21 protein-coding genes are annotated in these 21077 nt (G+C 73.0%); 5 read left to right on the forward strand and 16 right to left on the reverse strand.

What is annotated here, in order from left to right:
- Positions 1-58 precede the first annotated feature (58 nt).
- Positions 59-2119: an NAD(+) synthase gene (locus tag AOA12_RS16885; protein WP_054685409.1), complete on the forward strand. Its 2061-nt coding sequence runs from the start codon at positions 59-61 to the stop codon at positions 2117-2119.
- An 80-nt stretch (positions 2120-2199) separates the two neighbouring features.
- Here AOA12_RS16885 and AOA12_RS16890 read toward each other — a convergent pair whose 3' ends face one another.
- From AOA12_RS16890 to AOA12_RS22720, 6 genes are all read right to left on the reverse strand, one after another.
- Positions 2200-2787 (reverse strand): hypothetical protein, encoded by a 588-nt coding sequence (locus tag AOA12_RS16890; RefSeq protein ID WP_054685412.1) that lies wholly within the window; start codon positions 2785-2787, stop codon positions 2200-2202.
- A 61-nt stretch (positions 2788-2848) separates the two neighbouring features.
- Positions 2849-3298 (reverse strand): acyl-CoA thioesterase, encoded by a 450-nt coding sequence (locus tag AOA12_RS16895; protein ID WP_156366557.1) that lies wholly within the window; start codon positions 3296-3298, stop codon positions 2849-2851.
- 34 nt (positions 3299-3332) lie between these two features.
- Entirely contained in the window at positions 3333-6410 is a 3078-nt protein-coding gene (locus AOA12_RS16900) for an AAA family ATPase (protein WP_054685414.1), read from the reverse strand.
- Between the two features lie 28 nt (positions 6411-6438).
- A complete protein-coding gene (locus tag AOA12_RS16905) occupies positions 6439-7587 on the reverse strand; it encodes an exonuclease SbcCD subunit D (protein WP_054685417.1) in 1149 nt (382 codons plus the stop codon).
- Between the two features lie 33 nt (positions 7588-7620).
- Positions 7621-8025, reverse strand: coding sequence for a (deoxy)nucleoside triphosphate pyrophosphohydrolase (locus tag AOA12_RS16910; RefSeq protein WP_197280955.1), 405 nt, complete (start codon positions 8023-8025; stop codon positions 7621-7623).
- A gap of 43 nt (positions 8026-8068) precedes the next feature.
- Complete coding sequence (locus AOA12_RS22720) at positions 8069-8296, reverse strand: PIN domain-containing protein (protein ID WP_082406337.1); 228 nt, start codon at positions 8294-8296, stop codon at positions 8069-8071.
- A 102-nt stretch (positions 8297-8398) separates the two neighbouring features.
- Between AOA12_RS22720 and AOA12_RS16915 the strand changes: the two genes are divergently transcribed.
- Positions 8399-9250: an alpha/beta fold hydrolase gene (locus AOA12_RS16915; RefSeq protein WP_054685422.1), complete on the forward strand. Its 852-nt coding sequence runs from the start codon at positions 8399-8401 to the stop codon at positions 9248-9250.
- A gap of 134 nt (positions 9251-9384) precedes the next feature.
- Here AOA12_RS16915 and AOA12_RS16920 read toward each other — a convergent pair whose 3' ends face one another.
- From AOA12_RS16920 to AOA12_RS16930, 3 genes are all read right to left on the reverse strand, one after another.
- Positions 9385-10536 carry a DUF1963 domain-containing protein gene (locus tag AOA12_RS16920; RefSeq protein WP_054685425.1) on the reverse strand — a complete coding sequence of 384 codons (1152 nt, stop codon included), beginning with the start codon at positions 10534-10536 and terminating at the stop codon, positions 9385-9387.
- Between the two features lie 174 nt (positions 10537-10710).
- A complete protein-coding gene (locus tag AOA12_RS16925; RefSeq protein WP_054685428.1) occupies positions 10711-11001 on the reverse strand; it encodes a GNAT family N-acetyltransferase in 291 nt (96 codons plus the stop codon).
- Positions 10998-11567 (reverse strand): toxin, encoded by a 570-nt coding sequence (locus AOA12_RS16930; protein WP_054685431.1) that lies wholly within the window; start codon positions 11565-11567, stop codon positions 10998-11000. Before AOA12_RS16930 ends, AOA12_RS16925 begins: the two co-directional genes overlap by 4 nt.
- Before the next feature lie 432 nt (positions 11568-11999).
- On the opposite strand from AOA12_RS16930, the gene AOA12_RS16935 reads away from it, so the two are divergent.
- On the forward strand, positions 12000-12695 hold the full coding sequence (locus AOA12_RS16935) for a winged helix-turn-helix domain-containing protein (RefSeq protein ID WP_054687152.1): 696 nt from the start codon (positions 12000-12002) through the stop codon (positions 12693-12695).
- A gap of 137 nt (positions 12696-12832) precedes the next feature.
- Positions 12833-14245 carry a sugar porter family MFS transporter gene (locus AOA12_RS16940; RefSeq protein ID WP_335337362.1) on the forward strand — a complete coding sequence of 471 codons (1413 nt, stop codon included), beginning with the start codon at positions 12833-12835 and terminating at the stop codon, positions 14243-14245.
- Positions 14246-14251: 6 nt separating this feature from the next.
- On the opposite strand, the gene AOA12_RS16945 is transcribed toward AOA12_RS16940, so the two are convergent.
- Positions 14252-15184 carry a hypothetical protein gene (locus tag AOA12_RS16945; RefSeq protein ID WP_156366558.1) on the reverse strand — a complete coding sequence of 311 codons (933 nt, stop codon included), beginning with the start codon at positions 15182-15184 and terminating at the stop codon, positions 14252-14254.
- Between the two features lie 55 nt (positions 15185-15239).
- On the opposite strand from AOA12_RS16945, the gene AOA12_RS23235 reads away from it, so the two are divergent.
- Positions 15240-15500 (forward strand): hypothetical protein, encoded by a 261-nt coding sequence (locus AOA12_RS23235; RefSeq protein WP_156366559.1) that lies wholly within the window; start codon positions 15240-15242, stop codon positions 15498-15500.
- A gap of 70 nt (positions 15501-15570) precedes the next feature.
- Here AOA12_RS23235 and AOA12_RS16955 read toward each other — a convergent pair whose 3' ends face one another.
- Genes AOA12_RS16955 through AOA12_RS16980 form a run of 6 tightly spaced genes read right to left on the reverse strand, consistent with a single transcriptional unit; the run spans position 15571 to position 21000 of the window.
- The gene (locus tag AOA12_RS16955) at positions 15571-16551 is read right to left on the reverse strand and encodes a hypothetical protein (RefSeq protein WP_054685441.1); all 981 of its coding nucleotides are present in this window, start codon (positions 16549-16551) and stop codon (positions 15571-15573) included.
- A complete protein-coding gene (locus tag AOA12_RS16960; RefSeq protein ID WP_082406339.1) occupies positions 16548-17624 on the reverse strand; it encodes a VWA domain-containing protein in 1077 nt (358 codons plus the stop codon). Before AOA12_RS16960 ends, AOA12_RS16955 begins: the two co-directional genes overlap by 4 nt.
- The gene (locus tag AOA12_RS16965; protein ID WP_054685444.1) at positions 17621-18592 is read right to left on the reverse strand and encodes a vWA domain-containing protein; all 972 of its coding nucleotides are present in this window, start codon (positions 18590-18592) and stop codon (positions 17621-17623) included. Before AOA12_RS16965 ends, AOA12_RS16960 begins: the two co-directional genes overlap by 4 nt.
- Positions 18583-19074 (reverse strand): hypothetical protein, encoded by a 492-nt coding sequence (locus tag AOA12_RS16970; RefSeq protein ID WP_054685445.1) that lies wholly within the window; start codon positions 19072-19074, stop codon positions 18583-18585. The genes AOA12_RS16965 and AOA12_RS16970 overlap by 10 nt, the downstream gene beginning before the upstream one ends.
- Positions 19061-19960 (reverse strand): DUF58 domain-containing protein, encoded by a 900-nt coding sequence (locus AOA12_RS16975; protein ID WP_054685448.1) that lies wholly within the window; start codon positions 19958-19960, stop codon positions 19061-19063. Before AOA12_RS16975 ends, AOA12_RS16970 begins: the two co-directional genes overlap by 14 nt.
- A gap of 5 nt (positions 19961-19965) precedes the next feature.
- Positions 19966-21000: an AAA family ATPase gene (locus AOA12_RS16980; protein WP_054685450.1), complete on the reverse strand. Its 1035-nt coding sequence runs from the start codon at positions 20998-21000 to the stop codon at positions 19966-19968.
- Between the last annotated feature and the right edge of the window lie 77 nt (positions 21001-21077).

Below are 21077 nucleotides of genomic sequence, written 5' to 3' on the forward strand. Positions count from 1 at the left end.
ACGGAGCGCCGGGCGCGGCGGCGGGGCACGTGTCGGCGGCACCTGACAGACTGAGACCGTGACCGTCACTTTGCCGTTCGAGAACATCTACCGGCACGGGTTCGCGCGCGTCGCGGCGTGCACGATCCCCGTGCAGCTCGCCGACCCGGCGTCGAACGCCCGCGCCGTGCTCGAGGCCGCGCGCGAGTGCCACGAGCGCGGCGTCGCGGTCGCGGTCTTCCCCGAGCTGTGCCTCACCGGCTACGCGATCGAAGACCTCGTGATGCAGGACGTCGTGCTCGACGCCGTGCGCCGCGCGCTGGCCGATCTCGTGTCGGCGTCGGCGCGGCTGCGCCCCCTGCTGCTCGTCGGCGCGCCCCTGCGGCTGGGCGCGCGTCTGTACAACTGTGCGATCGCGGTGCACCGCGGCCGGATCCTGGGCATCGTCCCCAAGAGCCACCTGCCGACCTACCGGGAGTTCTACGAGGCCCGCTGGTACGCCGGCGGCGCCGAGGCGCCCGCCGAGACGGAGATCGACGGCGTCGTCGTGCCCGTCGGCGCCGACCTGCTGTTCGAGGCGGCCGACGTGCCCGGTCTCGTCGTGCACACCGAGGTCTGCGAAGACGTGTGGGTGCCGGTCCCGCCGTCGTCTCTCGCGGCGCTCGCGGGCGCGACCGTGCTCACCAACCTGTCCGGCAGCCCCATCACGATCGCGCGCGCCGACGACCGGCACGCCCTCGCGCAGTCGCAGTCGCTGCGCTGCCTCGCCGCGTACGTCTATGCGGCGGCCGGTCAGGGCGAGTCGACCAACGACGTGTCGTGGGACGGTCAGACGATGATCTACGAGGCGGGCGTGCGCCTCGCCGAGGGCGAGCGCTTCGCCGACGGCGCGCGCGTCACGGTCGCCGACGTCGACCTCGACCGGCTGCGGCAGGACCGCCTGCGGCAGGGCACCTTCGACGACAACCGCATCGGCATCGGCGCCGGCTCGCAGGCCCGGCGCGTGCCGTTCACGGTCGATCCCCCGGCATCCGACATCGGTCTCGTGCGCGTGCTCGACCGCTTCCCGTTCGTGCCCGACGACGCCGCACGGCTCGACCAGGACTGCTACGAGGCGTTCAACATCCAGGTGTCGGGACTCGAGCAGCGCATGCGCGCGATCGGATCGCCGAAGCCCGTCATCGGGGTGTCCGGCGGTCTCGACTCGACGCACGCCCTGCTCGTCGTCGCACGCGCCATGGACCGCATGGGCCGGCCGCGCAGCGACATCCTCGCGTACACGATGCCGGGCTTCGCGACGAGCGACCACACGAAGTCGAACGCGATCGCCCTCGCCGAGGCGATCGGCGCGTCGATCGAGACGATCGACATCCGGCCGATGGCCACCGAGATCCTGCAGGGCATCGGGCACCCCTACGCCGACGGCGAGCCCGTGTACGACGTGACCTTCGAGAACGTGCAGGCGGGCGCCCGCACCGACTTCCTCTTCCGGCTCGCGAACCAGAACAGCGGCTTCGTCGTGGGCACCTCGGATCTGTCGGAGCTCGCGCTCGGCTGGGCGACCTACGGCGTCGGCGACCACATGAGCCACTACGCCGTCAACGCGGGCGTGCCCAAGACGCTCATGCAGCACCTCATCCGCTGGGTCATCGCGCACCGCGAGGGCGTCTCCGACGAGGCCATCGCGGTGCTGCAGTCGGTGCTCGACACCGAGATCAGCCCCGAGCTCGTACCGGCCGGCCAAGACGGGAAGGTGCAGTCGACGGAGGACAGCATCGGCCCCTACGCGCTGCACGACTTCGCCCTCTACCACGTGCTGCGCTACGGGCTGCGGCCCTCGAAGATCGCCTTCCTCGCGGAGCACGCCTGGCGCGATGCGGATGCCGGGGCCTGGCCTCCCGGCTTCCCCGCCGACGAGCGCTACGCCTACGACCTGCCTACGATCGCGAGATGGCTGCGGGTGTTCTTGCAGCGCTACTTCGCGTTCGCGCAGTTCAAGCGCTCCGCGATCCCGAACGGCCCCAAGGTCACGGCGGCGGGCTCCCTGTCACCGCGGGGCGACTGGCGCGCACCCTCCGATGGAAACGCCCGCGTATGGCTCGCGGAACTGGAGTCGGCGCTGCCGCACCGGCTCTCGTAGCGCGGGTCCCGCGGCGCGGGGGCCTCGACGCGTCGGGGCGAGGCCCGTGCCCGCGGCGGGACCCAGGGGCGGCGCTGACCTCAGCCGACGTCGGGCAGCGCCTTCGCGATCGCGATGATCCAGCCGTCGCGCGAGGCGTGCACGAGCTCGTACTGCGCCTTGCGGTCGAGGAGCCATCCGCGGCTGCGCTTCGCGTTGAGCCTGACCTTGTCGGCGACGGGCCGCACGGGCCTGCCGTCGGCGTCGAGCACGGCCTGCACGCTCACCCAGTGGTGCAGCAGGTCGGTGCTGCTCGCCTCCTCGAGAAGGTGCGAATGGCGCATCATGGTGCGCAGATCGGAGGGCTCCGGATGCAGGTCCCGGATGTCGAGGCCCATGCGCACGGCGGGCTCGCCGACCGCGACGACCGTCGCCGTGCGGTAGCTGGCGGTCGCGATCACGAGGTCGAGCTCGCGCCCGTCCCGCGACGCGACCAGCCGCGGATGATGACCGAAACCGCGCGCCTCCTCGCGCTCGATCACGATCTCGTCGGGGGTGCAGTCGAGCCGCTCGGCGATGAGCCGCTGCGCGAGATGCCGCCGTCGATCGTGCACGCCCGTGCCCGGGTCCCACCCGAGCGCGGCTGCGATTCCGTCTGGGGCCGTCAGTTGCGTCGCTGTGAGGGTCATGTGGCCATCTTGGCCCGGTTGCGGCGGCGCGTCGAGGGGTCTCGCCGCGCCGTCGGGGCCGTCAGCCGACGTCGGGCGAGGTCTGCGGCATCCTGTCGCGGTCGTAGGTGATCGAGCTGTAGCCGTGCGGCGTGGGCACGCCGTCCTCGTCGAGGCTCACGAAGACGATCTTCTCGATGCTGAGGATCGGCCGGCGCGTGATCATGTTGCGCACGTGCGCCCGCATCGTGAGCGAGGTGCGGCCGAACGCCGTCGCCAGCAGCCCCATCTCGATGAGGTCGCCCGTGCGCGCCGACGACTCGAAGCTGATCTCCGAGATGAACTTCGTGACGCAGCGGTGGTTGCCGAGCTGGATGATCGCGTAGATCGCGGCCTCCTCGTCGATCCAGCGCAGCAGGCTGCCGCCGAACAGCGTGCCGTTGGGGTTGAGGTCTTCGGGCTTCACCCACTTGCGCGTGTAGAAGTTCATCCCCGTGACGTGCCGGGCGGTGTCGTGCTGGTCGTTCGCCATGCGGCGAGCGTATCGAGGACGTGTGACGGGCGGATCACCGCACGGCGACCATGCTCGGCCCCTCGGGCGTCGCGGTCACGGCGAGCTGCGCCGGGATCTGCTCCTTCATGGCCTCGACGTGGCTGATGAGCCCGACCGTGCGGCCGCCCGAGCGCAGCTCGTCGAGCGTGCGCATCGCGAGCTCGAGGGTCTCGGGGTCGAGGGAGCCGAACCCCTCGTCGACGAACAGCGTGTCGAGGCGGATGCCGCCCGCGCGGCTCGTGACGACGTCGGCGAGCCCGAGGGCGAGGGCGAGGGATGCCAGGAACGTCTCGCCGCCCGACAGCGAGTGCGGCGAGCGCAGCCGGCCGGTGTGCGCGTCGAGCACCTCGATCGAGAGGCCGGAGGCGCCGCGCGACACGCGCGCGTCGGTGTGGTGCAGCGTGTAGCGCCCCGCCGACATGTCGGAGAGGCGCAGGTTCGCCGCGCCCACGATCTCTTCGAGCTCGGCCGCGAGCACGAACGTCTCCAGGTCCATGCCGAGCGTGTTGGGCGCGCGCCCCGCGACGGTGTCGGCGAGCCGGCCGACGGCCGCGGCGTCGTCCATCAGCGCGGCGGCGGCCGCGTGCTCCTCGTCGAAGCGGCCGAGCAGGTCGTGCAGTCGCTCGGTCGCCGAGGTGAGATCGGTTTCGGCGATGATGGCGCCCGCGCGCGCGGCATCCGCCTCGCGCGCGGCCCTCTCGGCGGCGTCGAGGTCGATCAGCGCGGGGTCGATCGCCGCCGCGGCGAGCTCCAGCTCGCTCGAGCGCGCCGCAGCGGCCGCGCGCTCGGCGTCGTGCGCGGCGATGCGCGCAGCGAGCCCATCGCCCGCGTCCGGGTCGAGCAGCGCAGACGTCGCGTCGTCGACGTCGGCGAAGACGGATGCCGCGATGCGCGCGTCGCGGTCTTCCGCCGCCCGGGCGTGCGCGCGCTCGCTCTCGTCGACGCGTGCCCGGGCGTCTCGGAAGGCACGGGCGGCGTCGCGACGCGTCCGGGCGTCGACGATGCGCTCCGCCACCGAGGCGAACGCGCCCCGCGCCTCGTCGACCTCGGCCCGCAGGCGCGCCGCGAGCGACTCCAGCCGCGCGATCTCGGTGCGGTCGTCGGCGAGCTGCGCCGCAAGCTGCTCGAGGGCCTGCCGCAGCTGCTCGGCGGCGGCCTCGTGCTCGGCACGACGGGCCTCGAGGCCGGCGACCTCGCCGGACGCCGCCTCCGCGTCGGCGAGGGCCCGTTCGACGTCGTCGAGCTCGGTGCGCGCCTCGTCGGGCGTCCGTCCGCCGCTGCGCGCCGCGGCGTCGGCGAGCGCGGCGCGGGCGTCGGCGAGACGGTCGGCCGCCTCGCGCGCGAACCGCTCGGCGTCGTCGCGCGCATCCTGCGCGTGCGAGAGGTCGTCATCGGTCACCGGCTCGGCCGAGAGCCGCGCGGGCGTCGGGTGCTCGATCGAGCCGCAGACCTCGCACGGCTCGCCGTCGGTCAGGCGCGCGGCGAGCTCGCCCGCCATGCCCGCCAGCCGCCGGCGCATGAGCCCGGCGGCATGCTCGCCCGCCCTGACGGCCTCGGCCTGCCGTGCCGCGGCCTCATCGGCAGAGCGCGCCGCCTCTTCGCCCAGCGACCGTGCGCGCACCGCCGCGTCGTGCCGAACGACGGCCTCGACGCGCTGCGCATGCAGCTCGTCGCGCCGGCCGGCGCGTTCGCGTGCCGCCGCGAGCGCGGCGTCGAGACCCGCGATCTCGGCGGGCACATCATCGAGCCGGGTCTGGAGCGCGACGTGCCGCGCGGCGCGCTCCGTCGTCTCCTCACCCACGCGGTCGAGCCGCTCGAGCGTCGCGGTCAGTTCCGTCTCGCTGCGCTCGGCCGCCTCCCAGCGTGCGAGATCGCCCGTGATCGCATCGACGATGCGCGCGATCTCGACGGCGGAGACGTCGGCGTCGGGGACGTCGGCGGTCGGGGCGCCGACGTCCTCGGCTCCCCCCGTGCCCCCGGCTCCCCCCGCGTCTCCGGCGCCGGCATCCTGGTCGGGCGACGCCGCACCGCCGCGCACCCGGAGCCAGGCATCGAGCGCCGCCGCCTGCGCGGTGCGGGCCTCGTGCGACGACGACGCCGCTCGCGCCGCCGCCTCGATCGGAGCGCGCAGCGCCTCGGCCGCGCGGGCGCGCTCGAGGCGGCGCCGGTCGTCGTCGACGCCGGGCCTCTCCCGATCGAGCCGCGCGAGCCGGACCTGCACGGCCGCGGCCTCCTCGAGCACCGCGGCGTCGGCGCGCATGCGGTGCAGCGCGGTCGTGGCACCGACGGCCGCGGCATCCGCCCGCTCGCGCGCGCGCCGCCGGTCTGCGAGCCGGTCTCCGAGCTGACGCCGTGCCTCGCCCGCCCGGGCGCGCCGGCCGCTCAGGTCGTCGTCGCCGACGGCGTCGACCTCGCAGCCCTGCGCGGCGATGAGCTCGTCGATGTCGTCGAGCCGGGTCACGGCACGCGTGCGCGCGTCGGCGACGGCCTGCGCCGCCGCCTTCGCACGCTCCTTCAGCCGCTCGCGATAGTCCTCGAACCGCCGGGTGCCGAACAGCGTGCGCAGCAGCTCCTGCCGGTCTCTGACGCCCGCGAGCAGGAAGCGCGAGAAGCGGTTCTGCGCCAGCAGGATCACCTGCTGGAACTGCTCGGCAGAGAGCCCGAGCACCTCGCTCAGCAGGTGCCCCGCCTCCCGCGGCTTCGCGGCGCGCCCCACCCAGACGCCGTCGAAGCGCTCCTCGACCTCCGCGCGGGCCGGGGCGACGGTCATGCCGCCGCCGCGCTTGGCGGGTCGCTCGTACTCGGGTGCGCGCGTCACGCGCCAGCGGGTGTCGCCGACCGTGAACTCCAGCCGCACCTCGGTGGGATCGGCCGGAGCGCAGTGGTCGCTGCGCAGCCGACGCTCGCCGCCGTCGAACCGGGGCACCGAGCCGAAGAGCGCGAAGCTCACGCCGTCGAGGATGCTCGACTTGCCCGCCCCCGTGCGTCCCGAGATGAGGAACAGCCCGTCGCGGTCGAAGGCGTCGAAGTCGATCTCCTGCCGCTCTCGGAAGGGCCCGAAGCCCGTCACCTCGAGGCGGTGCAGCTTCACGGGCGTGTCCCTCTCGCCGTCGCGCGCGTCATCGTGCCGCCTCGCGCGCCGTACGGGCGTCGAGCAGGTCGGCGATCAGCTCTTCCTCGCGCGGCGACGCGCCCTCGCCCGCCCGCACGTGCGGCAGGAACAGCGCGATGAGCTCGCGATCGCTGCGCGCGGCGCGCACCCGCTCGGCGTACCGCACGCGCTCCTGCGGCGCGGCGTCGGCGGGCCGGTGCACGACGCGCGCGCAGTGCGGGAACCTTTCCTGCAGGCGGCGCAGCGGGTCGGGCTGCGGCAGCGTGTCGGTGTACTCCGCGCACACCCAGTCGCCGGCGTGCGCCGCGAACCGCTCGTGCGTCAGCAGCTCGTCGAGCGGCGCCGTGAGCGTGACGACGGCGCGCGGCACCGGCAGGTCGAGCCATCGCGCATCCGCGAAGCCGTCGGCGTCGAGGTCGACGAGCCACGACCCGCGCGGCTTGCCGCCCTCGCCGAAGCCGTAGTGCAGGGGCGCCCCGCTGTAGCGGATGTGCGGCGCCAGCTCGCTGCGCCCGTGGATGTGCCCGAGCGCCGCGTAGTCGACGCCCGCGAACGTCGCGAGCGGCACGACGTCGAGCCCGCCCTGCTGGATGTCGCGTTCGAGCTGCGGCGTCGACTCGACGCCGGCCGCGAAGCAGTGCGCGACCACGACGGAACGGCCGCCGCGCTCCGCGAGGTCGCCGCGCACGAGGTCCATCGCGCGGGCGAGCACGTCGGCCTGCGTGCGGGCGCCCTCCCAGACGTGCCGCAGCAGCGCCGGCTCGAGGAACGGCAGCGCGTAGAAGTGCACGGGCCCGTGCGCGTCGTCGATCGTGATCGGCCTGCCCGCCGTCGCCGGATCGGTGACGACGTGCAGACCCGGCCGCAGCAGCCCCGACTGGAAGCCGAGCCGCGCGGCCGAGTCGTGGTTGCCGCTCGTGACGACGACCTGCGCCCCCGCATCGGCGAGCGCCCCGAGCACGTCGGTGAGCAGCGTGTAGCAGGCGGCCGCCGGCGTCGCGGAGTCGAACACGTCGCCCGCGACGATCACGACGTCGACGTCGTGATCGCGCACCTGCCCGACGAGCGCATCGAGCACGCCGCGCAGCGCGTCGAGCGTCGCGTGGCCGTGGAACGTGCGCCCGATGTGCCAGTCGGACGTGTGCAGGATCCGCATGCCCCTCACGTTATGTCTGGGCTCCGACATCGCTCACGCGGCGCCGAGCTCGGCGGCCACGAGCGCGGCGGCGGGCACGTCGGCCGGCGTCCATTCCAGCATCCGCAGCTCGGCGGGCACGACCCACCGCACCTCGTCGTGCTCGAGCGCGCGGGGCTCGCCGTGCACCAGCTCGCACCAGTACGTCGTGAGCACGATCGTCCGGTGCGGCGTCGTCGTGACCTCGGAGCCCACCCGCACCCCGCAGCCGAGCTCCTCGTCGATCTCCCGCACGAGCGCCCCGGTGTGCGACTCGCCCGGCTCGACCTTGCCGCCAGGGAACTCCCACAGGCCCGCGAGGGGCCCGGTGCCGCCGCGCCGCGCGCACAGCACGGCCCCGCCGCGCACGATGACGGCGCCGACGACATGGATGCCGGGAGCGCGGATGCCAGGGGTCATGGCATCCATCCTCCCCCGGCGCACGGCCGTCGGCGCACCGCCGTCAGTCGAACGGGTCGAACGTCGGGACGCCGAGATCGGCGAAGTCCCTCGCATCGCGGGTGGCGACGGTGAGGCCGTGTGCGAGGCCCGTCGCTGCGATCAGGCTGTCGACCACCGGCAGGGTGCGCGCCGTGGGCAGCGCAGCCCACCGGTCGATCACCGCCTGATCGACCGGGAGGACGCGGTCGGGACTTCGTGAACTCGGAGATGACGGTGGTGTCGATGAGATAGGCCGTCACTCGTCCGCCTCGTCGAACAGACCGATCGTGCGATCCGGATCGACCGTCCGCGCAGGAATCTCGAGTCCAAATCCCTCGCCTACCCTCGAGGGATGGATGCCGAACCCCTCGAACGGGCCGCCCAGGCCGTGACGGATGCCGCCTCCACCGCCGCCGAGGCGATCGATCGGGCCATCGACGACGCCACCGGCATGCCCGATCCGGGCGACGTCGAGTCCTTCACGCACGACGGCGCATGCCTCGTCGCCGAGACGTACGGCGACCGCGCGGCGCCGCGCACGTTTGTGCTCGTGCACGGCATCGGCATGGGCCGGAAGGTCTTCGGCGACCTCGTGACGCACCTCGAGCCGCACGGGCTCGTCGTCGCGATCGACCAGCCCGGCTACGGCGAGGCGCCCGAGCCGCCGCGCACGCCCACGATGGAGCGCACGGCCGACCTCGTCGCCGCGTACCTCCGCCATCTCGACCGCGGACCGGTCGTGCTGCTCGGGCACTCCATGGGCACGCAGGTCGTGACGGAGGTCGCAGTGCGGCATCCCGCGGCCGTCGACCGGCTCGTGCTCGTCGCCCCGACCGTCGACCGCCGGCACCGCCACGCGCTGTCGCAGCTCGCGCGGCTGGGCGTGGACCTGCTGGGCGAGTCGCCGAAGGTGCTGCTGCTCGGCGCGCGCGAGTACCTGCGGGCGAGCCCGAACCTGCGCCGCAAGATGCGGGCGATGCTCACGCACACGCCCGAGAGGTCGTACCCGCGCGTACCGGCGCCGACGCTCGTCGTCCGCGGCGAGACCGACCGCGTATCGCCGCGCGCGTGGTGCGAGGAGGTCGCCGCGGCGATCCCGCGCTCCGAGACGTTCGAGGTCGCCGGCCACGGCCACGAGACCCTCATCCGCGACGCCGCCCCCACCGCCGACGCCCTCCTCCGCTGGCTCTCCACCCCCGCCTGACGGACCCCTCTCTGTCGCGATGCCCCCGTCGCGATGCGCGCCGACGCGATGCCGACGTTCGACCGCGGCATTGTGCGGGTACGGCGCGGCATGACCCGCACAATGCCGCGGTCGAACGGGACCGGACCGTTACGTCACGGCGACATCAGGAAGGAGACGATGCGGTCGAAGCGTCTGGCGTGGAGGTCGGAGCGGCGCATCCACACTTGCAGCCTGCCCTCGTCGCCGAACGCGTCCTCCAGCGCCTGCACTCCGGCAAGCTCGATGAGCAGCACGTGCTCGTCGAGCGCGTCCTCCAGCGGAAGCTCTTGTCGGAGCACCGCGGTGTCGTAGTCGTCCAGCGCGAAATCCACGGCTACAGCGCCGAGCAGATGGCTCACGGGTCGTGCGCGCATGCGCGGGGCGTCGATGCCGCTGGCCTCATCGGGAAATCCGCCGTACCACCCTGTCGGGTCTGGGCAGCCCATCCGGGCCGCCGAGTAAGCCTCTTCCTCCACCCAGCGGGCGAGCTCACTCACCGACGAGCTCCACACCTTGATCTCAGTCGTCACACCCGGCGAGAACTTAAGACCTCGCCACGGATAGTCGCCGTCTTCGTCGGAGTGCGACCACCGCGCCGCAACGACGTCGTTCTCCGCGATGTACCGGACGATCACCCCGCCTCCGGGGAGGTCCGGCGCCGTGCGGCTGTCGCTGTCGGCGGTCGCGAAGACCTGCAGCATCCCCTCCGTCGGAACCCCGCCCTCGCGCAGGATCCGGGTCTCGGTACGAGAGATCGACGCGTACGGAAGATACCCGAAGTCGACCTGCACAAGAAGCGGGGAGTCGGGCGCCCTCTCGCTGTGCCCCAGCAGCGGAAGCCCACCGAAGTGCGACAGCTTCCGCGCATCCGGAAAGCCGTGATCTGTGCCATCGCGCTCGGCAAGCGGGTCTTCGACGAGGTATACCGCACGCGCGATGTCCAAACTGGTCGTCCCCACGCGGGGGTCCGCCAGAAGCGCAGCGGGATCGTCCCACAACTCATCGACCGGTGGCCGCAAGAGGTCTTCCCATGCGGGTCGTTCGTCGTCGGGGAGAGCGTCGCGCGGCAACGCCTTAAGGCGTTCCAAGAGGACGGGGTTCGCACGCACAGCGTCCGCCGCCGCGAGCATGCTGTCGATCGCCTTGTTCCACTTGCGGACAGGAACGTTGGGAGCCCCCATCGCGTCATGCTCGATGACGAGAGCGCGGGCCTGCACAAAACGAATGCCCTCAGGGAAAGATGCGAGAACGTCCCACAGCGTCACTCGATCCCCGATTCCGTTAGTTGAGCGGGACATCGATCCCGCAATAGTTCAGGAGCTCATGGTGGGTTTCTCGCCGAGACCGTGGGCACCATGTCGGCGAGGAACCCACCATCTCGGCAGAGAGCCCACAGCCTCGGCGCAGAACCGACCGTCTCGGGGGGTGAGGACCGGCGGCTACCGGGGCTTGAGGATGGCGGCGCGCTCGGGGTGGGCCTCGAACCAGTCGGCGACGTACCAGCACACGGGGCTGACCTGCCGGTCGCCGCGCTCCTCGAGCTCGGCGACGGCGCGCTCGGTGATGACCGCGGCGTAGCCCTGGCCGCGGAAGGTCGGGATCGTGAACGCGCGGGTCAGCGCGACCGTCGTCCCGTCGTCGCGATAGTCGAGCACCGCCACGAGGTCGTCGCCGCGGTGCAGCGTGTAGCGGGAGGCATCCGTCTGATTGGCGAAGGTGAGGTCGGTCATGGTCTCACGCTACGCCGCGGCAGCGTGTCGAGCCAGGCCTCCACGGCGCGCTGCCCGCGCAGGCGCAGCACGGGCTCGCCCTCCGCGATGCGCCGCAGCATCCGCTCGCGCATCACGGGGAACTGCACCCACGACCAGCGCACGATGTTCTCCTCGGGCTTCCACCGCAGCCACGTCGCGGGCCGCTCGCGGTTGCCGTGCCACAGCTCCTCGCGGGTGAGCCCGCGGCGCAGCGTGCGCGCGATCACCCGCCGCATCACGACCGCGCGCGGATGGTCGAGCCAGACGACGACGTCGGCGCCGCCCGGTTCGCCCGGGTCGAGCAGCCCCTGCATGCGGCTCGACCAGTTGCCGTCGACGACCCATGCGTCGGGATGCGCGTCGGCGAACCCCCGCACGACGCGGCGCGCCTCGTCGAGGTCGCGATAGGCCCAGCCGGCGTCCCAGAACACGGCGTCCAGCTCCAGCCGCGGCCATCCCGTGCGCTCGGCGACGCGCTCGGCGAGACTGCTCTTGCCCGACCCCGACACCCCGACGATGCGCAGGCGACGGGCGGCGGACGGCATGACCCCATTCTCGCGCGACGGACGCGCGACCGACGAGCGAGGGATGCCGGTGTGCGCGGCTGAGCACTCTGTCACATTGCGTCACGAAGCCGGGTCGCATGCTAGGCGGTTTGACACATCCCGGCACAGCCGGTAATAATCAACCCCATGACGAACAACGCACGCTCTCTGTCCGCCTGGGAGGCGAACGGGACTGCTGGCATGATGATGCCGCAGCGTGCTGTCATGTGTTGTCGAATGTGTGCCTGACACGATGACCCCCGCCGGGTGCCCGCGCCGAGAACGAGCGCCGCACCCCCGAGCGACCGGAATGCTCACGCCGTGACTCCGGACTCCTCGCACATCGGCCATCCCGATCACCGGCCGAACGACAACACACCCGAACCCGCTTCCGGCCCCGAGCCCGGGTTCCCCCTCGAAGGACTCGATCCCATGTCGAACATCGCTCTCGCCCCCCGTCCCGTCGCCCCCCGTCACCTGCACGCCGTCGAAGACCTGCCGGCGCCGATCGCTCCCGCCGGCCGCACGACGGCCCCGCGCGGATTCGCCCTCTACGTCGGCCTCGACGAGGCCAAGGCCGCCGCCGACGGCGTGTCGCTCGCCACGCTCGTGGAGGCGCTGCGCCGCACGCTCGCCGAGCTCGCCCCGCACGCCGAGACGCACGCGACCGTCGCGCTCGCCCCCGTCGGCGCCGGCGGCCGCGACGTCGACGTCGTGCGCCTCGCGCTGCACGAGCCGAGCGCCGTCGCCCGCACCAAGCAGGCCGAGCCCGAGGCCGACGAGGCCCCCGGCCACGTCACGATCGACATCTCGCGCCGTCGCGTGCACATCGACGGCCAGGTCGCCACGCTCACGTTCAAGGAGTTCGAGCTGCTGCAGTACCTCGTGCTGCGCGAGGGCCGCACGATCGAGCGTGCCGAGCTGGTCTCGTCGCTGTGGAGCCACCAGAGCGACGAGGAGGCGCCCGGCGAGCGCACGATCGACGTGCACGTGCGCCGGCTGCGCTCCAAGCTCGGCCGCTACGAGGACATCGTGCGCACCGTGCGCGGCATCGGCTACCGCTTCGACCGCCACGCCGACGTCGTCATCCGCTACGGTCACGGCACCCCCTCGCCCGACCGCTTCTGAGCCGTCTCGGCCGGCGCACCCGCAGGGGCGCGCCGCCGTCACTATCGCACGCCCTCGTTGACACGCTCCCTCGCGCGTTCCACACTGTCGGGAACCGGCGCGAACCGCGTCGGGTCGATGATCGAGGGAGATCAACGATGATGACGTCCGCACACGCCGGCCCGGGAGTCGAGTCGGTTCCCATCGCCCGGGTCATCATGATCTCGGCGACGGCCGCGCTCGCCGGGTTCCTGTTCGGCTTCGACACCGCCGTGATCAACGGCGCCGTCGGCGCCATCCGGGATCAGTTCGAGGTCGACGGGTTCGTGCTCGGCTTCTCCGTCGCCGCGGCCCTGATCGGCTGCGCCATCGGCGCGTGGTTCACGGGGCGCATCGCCGACCGGTACGGGCGCGTGCGGGTGATGATCATCGCCGCGATCATCTTCGTCGTCAGCTCGATCGGATGCGGCTTCGCGATCGGCATCGTCGATCTGACGCTGTGGCGCCTGTTCGGCGGCCTGGGCGTCGGCGCGGCATCCGTCATCGCCCCCGTGTACATCGCCGAGGTGTCGCCGCCCGCCTATCGCGGCCGGCTCGGATCGCTGCAGCAGATGGCGATCGTCGTCGGCATCTTCGTCGCGCTGCTCACCGACGCCGTGATCGTCGCAGCGGCCGGCAGCGCGTCGAACCCCTGGCTCTTCGGCCTCGAGGCCTGGCGCTGGATGTTCCTCTCCGAGGTCGTGCCCGCGGTCCTCTACGGCGTTCTCGCGCTCACGATCCCCGAGTCGCCGCGCTTCCTCATCGGCGCGGGCATGCGCGAGAAGGCCATCGGCGTGCTGCGCCGCTACGTCGGCGGCAACCCGGAGAAGACCGCGGACGAGATCGCCGAGACCTTCGTCGGGCGCGAGGCGCCGCGCCTCTCGATCCTCAAGGGCCGGGCGCTCGGCCTGCAGCCCATCGTGTGGGTCGGCATCGGCCTCTCGGTGCTGCAGCAGTTCACCGGCATCAACGTCATCTTCTACTACTCGTCGATCCTGTGGCAGGCGGTCGGCTTCACCGAGCAGGACTCGCTGACCATCACCGTGATCACATCGGTCACCAACATCGTGACGACGATCGTCGCGATCGCGCTGATCGACAAGATCGGGCGCAGACCCCTGCTGCTCGTCGGCGCGATCGGGCAGTTCCTCACGCTCGGCACGCTCGCGATCGTCTTCGCGACCGCCCCCGTGATCGACGGCGCGCCCGTGCTGGAGGGCGCCGCGTCGCCCATCGCGCTCGTCGCGGCGAACCTGTTCGTCGTCTTCTTCGGCGCCACGTGGGGTCCGGTCGTGTGGGTGCTGCTCGGAGAGATGTTCCCCAACCGCATCCGCGTCGTCGCGCTGTCCGTCGCCGCGGCCGCGCAGTGGGCCGCGAACTTCATCATCTCCACCACGTTCCCCGCGCTCGCGGCGGTCGGTCTCGGGCTGGCGTACGGCGTCTACACGTTCTTCGCGTTCGTCGCGATCTTCTTCGTCGTGAGGTTCGTGAAGGAGACGCGCGGGCGCACGCTGGAGGAGATCTCCCGCTGAGCGCCGTCAGAGGTCGGGATACTCCTGCATCCGCTCGACGAACTCCGCGCGCTGCGCCTCGGGGACGGCGTCGACGGGGTTGATGGACAGGATCACGCCCTCGCGGGGCTCGCCGACGTACTGCTCGACGTAGGCGCGATAGCTCAGCAGGTCGTCGTCGGCGGTCGGCGCGGAGAGGTCGACGATCTCGAGCGCCATGCCGAACTCGTCCAGCCACGCGGCGGTCTGCCACGTGTGCTGCGTCGCGATGTCGTCGCCGCCCCAGCGACGGTGCTGGAAGTCCTCGTCGGCGTAGTCGCCCCATTCGTCGGGATCGTTGCGCTGCGAGATGTAGGCCGAGGGGTCGTGCGCCTCGACGATGCGCACGTAGGCCTCGGCGATCGCGGTCTTCTCGGCGACGTCGGTGACGGCGCGATCGGCGACCCACACCGACGGCCGGTACTCGAGGTACATCGAGTCGCCGCCGTAGCCGTTGGGCACCGTGCGCGTCTCGGCGGGCGCGTACTCGACCCAGACGATGCCGGTCTGCGCCGTGATCTCCTCGCGCACGAGGCGCATGAGCTCCTCGGTGCGCGCGACCGCCTCCTCGTAGGACGCGAAATGGTAGACATCGTCGGCGTGCTCCGCGCTGTCGTACCCCTTGCGCCCCGGGAACGTCGCGGCGTGCTCCTGCGCGTACGTCGAGACGCCCGCGTAGTCGCGGGTCTCGGCGGCGCGCAGCATGCCCACGGTGCCGACGGTCCACACGTTGACGAAGAGCGAGACGGCGAGCGCGATGGCCGCGTGCCGTCGCGCGCGGGGCGAGCGCAGCGCGGCGAGCGCGGCGGCCAGGACGACGAGCTGCAGCACGACGGCGAATCCCGACATCAGCCCCCGGCCGGCGCCCGCGAGCATCACGATCACGAGCACCGCGGCGAAGACGATCGCGATCGCGAGCACGGCGAGCCCGAGCGCGGTCGGCCGCCGCCGGGCCGCACGCGCCGCGGATGCCGCGGTGGCCTCCTCCGCGGCCCTTCTCCTCTCCCGTCTCCTCGCGGTCCTCGTCGAGGAGCGCTTCCGGGAGGGCGATCTCGGGGATGCCGTCGGAGGGGATGCCGTCGTCGTGGGCGCCGACGGTGCGGATGCCGTCGTCTGCGGCCTCGCGGCGGCGGATGCCGTCGATGCCGCCGGCGCCGCGGGGTCCGACGCGGCACGGGCGCTCCCGGCCGCGGCATCCACCACGGCGGCCGTGGACGTGCGACGCGCGTTGCGATAGCCGCCCGGCGGAGGCAGCGGCGGCGCCCCGTCGGGAAGCGGCGCATAGCGGTCGCGATCCGACTCCCACCTCACCATGGCCGCTCCGCCCTGTCGGACGACATCCCACCGCCGTACCGGCCGTTCGAGAGCTCGCGGGAGCGCTCGCCGGCGCTCTCGTCCATCCGCTCGCGCAGCCGCTCCAGGCTCTCGTCGGAGGGTCCGCTCGTGCCGTCGCCCTGCGCGGTGTCACCGCCGTCGCCCTGCGAGCCGTCTGCGCCGCCGGTGCCGCCTCGGTCGTCGTCGCCGTCCGTGCCGGACCGTCCGCTCGATCCGGACGCGCCGTCGCCGCCCTGCTGACCGCCTGGACCCTGTTCGCCGTCCGGCTCCTGCTCGTCGTCCGCACCTTGCTGCCCGCCCGGCCCCTGCTGCCCGCCCGACCCCGTCTGCCCGCCGGAGCCGTCCTGACCGTCGGCGTCGCCCCGATCGCCGCCCGCGCCCGCGCCGTCCTGCTCCTGAGCCGCGTTCTCCTGAGCCTCCTGCGCCTTCTCGCTCGCCCGCTCCCGCGCCTCGTCGAGGGCGTCGCTCATCGATCGCCGCGGGTCGGGCGACTGCTCACGGGCGCTCTCCGAGGCGCACTCGGCCGGCGCGCCGCCTGCGACGGCCGCCGCCTCGGCGTAGAGGTCGTACGCGCGCAGCCACTCGGCATCCGCGGAGGCGTCGTCGCCCTGACGCTCGATCGTCAGCGCGAGGTTGACGAGCACGGGGCACGCCTCGACGCCGGTCGCGAGCTCGAGCGCCTCCTCGAACCTGACGCGCGCCTCGTCGAACGCGCCGGATGCCGCGTAGCCGACGCCGCTGTTGAAGGGCGCCTTGTAGGGCTCGAAGAGGTTGAGGAGCTCCAGCCCTCGCGCGGCGTCGATCGTGCCCGGGTAGTCGACGGCCCAGTACGACGAGATCGCGTCGTCGGCGAGCCGGTACATGCCGACGATCTTGACCGCGTACGCCGCGACGCCCAACGCCAGCGGCGTGATGACCGCCCACGCCACGATGCGGCGCGTCCGGCGGTTCATGCGCCTCTCCCCTCGCGCGCGGCCTCGCCCCGCCCGCCGCTCGCCGGACCAGGATCCGGCACCGGCTCAGGCGGCACCGCCGCGGACGCCGGAGCCGCGAGACGCCGCAGCTGAACGACGCGCAGCGTCGCCCGGCCGAGCTCGAGCAGCAGCACGGCGACGAACGCGATCGCGGGGATCCAGGTGAGGTCGCCCACGATGCGCGCCGACGCGGTCGTGGCGTGGTCGACCGTCGTCCGCGGCGCCGCGGGCAGGTCGGGCGCGGATGCCGCGTCGCGCCGCTGATAGGCGACCCCGAGGTCGCTCGCGATCGCGCCCAGCGCCTCGTCGTCGATCACCGACAGCGCGTCGGCGCCCTCGTAGGAGATGTACCCGGCATCCGCGTCATCGCCGAGCGTCCCGCTCGTGCGCTTCATCCGCCCGCCCTCCGCGGTGCCGTAGCCGAGCACGAGCCCGCCGTCGACGAACGGGGCCGACTCGGCGAACGACTCCGGCTCGCCGCCCGACGTCTGCTCCCCGTCACCGAGATAGAACACGAGCCGCGCCTGGCCCTCGCCCGTCTCCGCGGCGCTGCGCAGCGTCTGCGCGACGAGCGCGTGCGCGACGCCGATCGAGCTGCCGCGCGACCGGTCGGTGACCTCGGGCGCGAGGATCTCCATCGCCGACCCGAGCGCCGTCGTGTCGTGCGAGAACGGCATGCGCAGCTGCGCCTCGGCGTCGAAGGTCACGAGCGCGAACCGCGCGCCCGGGTAGGCCTCGACGATCGCGTCGACGTCGTCGCGCACGCCGTCGAGACGCGGCCGGTCGCCGTCCCAGTCCTCGGCGACGATGCTCGCCGTCGTGTCGACGACCACGAGCACGTCGAGTCCGCTCGCGGCGATGCGGCCGGGCACGCCGGGGATGCCGGGACGCAGCAGCATCGCGATGCACGCGAGCACGAGGACGATGCGGCCGACCCAGAGCAGCCGTGAGCCGACGCCCTGCGCACGCCGCATCCCGCTGGCCACGACGAACAGCAGCGCCGCGGCGAGCACGGCGATGAGCACGGGATGCACGAGGGGCTGCAGGATCACAGTCTCACCCGCTCCATCACCACGAGGAAGGCGCCGGCCGCGAGCACCGCCGCGACGATCCACGGGCCGGGGGCGTCGGTCTCGACGGCCTGCGGCTTGCCGCGCAGCTCGGCGATCGCCTCGCGCCGCACGTCGGCGACGACCTTGTCGATCGTGTCCGACGCGGCGAGGTCGTATCCGCGGCCGCCCGTCGACTGGGCCGCGGCGACGAGCTGATACGCGGGGTCACCGTAGGAGGCGTCGGGGTTGATCGCATAGACCCGCACGCCGTGATCGGCCGCATAGGCCGCCGCCTCCTCGAGCGTCACGATCGTGCCGTCGCCCGAGTAGTTGTCGGTCGCGAGGATCACCGACCTCGAGCGGTCGAGGTCGGGCTGGTCGAAGTGCAGGACGCACGCGGCCAAGCCGTCGCCGATGAGCGACGACGACGGTCCCAGATGCGTGCCCGCGTGCATCTCGCGGCTGTTCCCCGCGGCCGCGAGATCGCCCAGCTGCCGCTGCACGTAGGCGCTGTCGCTCGTGAGCGGGAACACCTGCACGGCCGAGCCGTCGAAGATCGTGAGGCCCACGCGCTCGCCCCGGAACTCGGCCGCGAGACCGGCGAACATCGTGAGGAGGTCGTGGTTCACCTCGGCCATCGAGCCGGACACGTCGAGGCACAGCACGATGTCGCGGTGCGAGGCGACGGGGTCGACGGTGCGCACCGACTGCGGGCGCGCGACGAGCACGCCGGTGACGATCACGGCCCCCGCGCCGAGGGCGAGCACGGCCGTGAGCGCGACGATGCGGCGGCGCACCGTGCGCTGGAACGCGGGCAGCGCCCGCACCCGCTCGGCCCGCGCCACGGCGGCCGCCGCGCCGCCGCGCCGGGCGCGCGAGGTCCACAGGCCGATCGCCGCGCCGACGAGCAGCGTGAGGACGAGCGCCCCGAGCACGGCGACGAGCGCCCATCCCTGCGCTAGCGCCATGTGTTCACCACCCGCCGCGCCGCGGAGACGGCCGTGCGCACCGAGCGCGACGGCCTCTCCTCGAAGGAGCCGGGGTAGAAGCTCTTCCGCATCGCGTCGACGAGCGACGGGTGCACGCCGCGCGCGCGGAGCTCCGAGAGGGTGAGCACGGGCGCCTCGAGCCCCGAGTGCTCGTTGACGTACTGACGCACGAGGCGGCTCAGCTCGAGGTGGGCGGCGCGCTTGTCGAGCTGCCCCTTCTTGTGCAGGATCTCGACGAGGTCGATGCGCGCGAGGTACTCCGAGCGCAGCGTCTGCGGCGCCGGCGCGACCGGCTGCGCGGGCGCCGCGACCTCGGCGGGCGGCGGGGCGGCCGGCGGCTCGGGGCGCCGGCGCAGGAGGAGCCACGCGACGACCAGGAGCGCCGCGATCGCCACGAGCAGCCACACGAGCCAGACGGGGCCGTACTGCGCGGGCGGATAGAACTGCTCAGACCCGGACACGCGACCTCCGGTGCAGCATGCGCAGGATCTCCAGGATCGCGTGGTCGTGGCCGGTGAGCCGCGCGTGGCTCACGTGCTGCGACGCCAGCAGCGCCTCGCGACGCTCCTGGTCGGCCGCGTCGAGCGCGCGCAGCTGCGCGACGAGCTCGGCGTCGCCGTGCACGAACGACGGCAGCATCCACCCGGAGTCGACGTCGGCCCGCGGGCCGCGCACCGCGGCATCCTTGACCGGCTCGGCGTCGGCGACGGTGACCCACAGCAGGTCGTGCTGCGCCCGCAGGCGGCGCACGAGCCGCGCCATCTCGTCGGTCACGGGCGACTCGTCGGTGACGACCACGACCACCATCCGTCGCGTCACGGTGCGCGTCACGTCGGCGAGCACCGCGTCGAGCGCGCTCGCGCCGTGCGGGTCGGCCAGGTCGCGGTCGACGCTGCGCAGCAGGCGCTCGAGCGAGCCCTCGTCGCCGCCCGGCGGGAGCCGCCGCACGAGACCCGCGCAGCCCGAGACGAGCGCGACGTCGTCGCCGTGCCGCAGCGAGAGCAGGCCGATGACGCCGATCGCGAGCACCGCGAGCTCGTGCTTGGGCCGCTCGTCGCGCGCGAGCGCCGACATGCGGCGGCCCGTGTCGACCACGAAGAGCACCGTGTGCTTGCGCGGCACGCGGGAGCGCTTGACCATCGGCTCGCCCTGCCGGGCGGTCGCGCGCCACTCGATGTCGCGCACGAGATCGCCGTGCTGGTAGGGCCGCAGGTCTTCGAAGTCGTGGCTGCGACCCAGCTGCAGCGACGGATGCGAGCCGTCGAGCGCGTGGATCGACCGCAGCCACGACCGGACGAAGAGCTTGCTCTTCACCCTCGTGATCAGGCTCGTGGAGGCGGCGGGCATGGGGACTACGGGGCGGGGACGGCGCCGAACACGTCGTCGATGATGTCCTCGCTGCGCACGCCCTCGGCATCCGCCTCGAAGGTGAGCAGCACGCGGTGGCGCAGCACGACGTGCCGCAGGGCGTGCACGTCGTCGGGCGTCACGTGCTGGCGGCCGTCGATGAGCGCGAGGGCGCGCGCGGCCCGCAGGAAGGCGATCGTCGCGCGCGGGCTCGCGCCGTACTTGATGAGCCGGCCGCGCTGCTCGCCGATGTAGGGCGCGGGGTTGCGGGTCACGTAGACGAGCTGCACGATGTAGTTGCGGATCGCGTCGTCGACGTAGACGCGGCCCGCGATGCCCTGCAGGAAGGCGATGTCGTCGAGGTCGACGGTCGCGCTCACGTGGTGGGTGGCGTCGAGCACGCCCGAGTCGACGCGCTCCAGGATCTGCAGCTCCTCGGCCGGACTCGGGTAGTCGACGATCTCCTTGAGCAGGAAGCGGTCCATCTGCGCCTCGGGCAGCTCGTAGGTGCCCTCCTGCTCGATGGGGTTCTGCGTCGCGATCACGAGGAACGGCTTCGGGAGCGGGAAGACCTCGCCGCCGATCGTCGTCTGCCGCTCCTGCATCGCCTCGAGCATCGCCGACTGGGTCTTGGCGCTGGAGCGGTTGATCTCGTCGAGCAGCACGAAGTTGGCGTGCACGGGGCCCAGCACGGTGCGGAACGTGCCGTTCGCGGCGTCGTAGATCTGGCTGCCGGTGATGTCGCTCGGCAGCACGTCGGGCGTGCACTGGATGCGCTTGAACTGCGCCTTGACGGTGTCGGCGAGCGTGCTCGCGGCCGTCGTCTTCGCGAGGCCCGGCACGCTCTCCAGCAGCACGTGCCCGTCGGCGACGAGCGCCACGAGCAGGCTCGTGCGCAACCGCTCCTGGCCGACGACCTTCGCCGAGTACGCCGCGGAGACGGCCGAGATGATCTTCGTGGCGCGCGACAGGTCCGACCGGCCGATGTCGCCGATGCGGGCCTTCACACGATCGGCGAACGAGGACGTGTGAGAGGTCATTGCATTCCTTCGCGATCGGTGGCCCGCCATCCACCCTAACCGCGCCCCCGGACACGCCCCGAGCCCGGCCTTGTTGC

The organism is Microbacterium sp. No. 7, from assembly GCF_001314225.1.
In the GTDB taxonomy this organism is placed as follows: Bacteria; Actinomycetota; Actinomycetes; order Actinomycetales; family Microbacteriaceae; genus Microbacterium.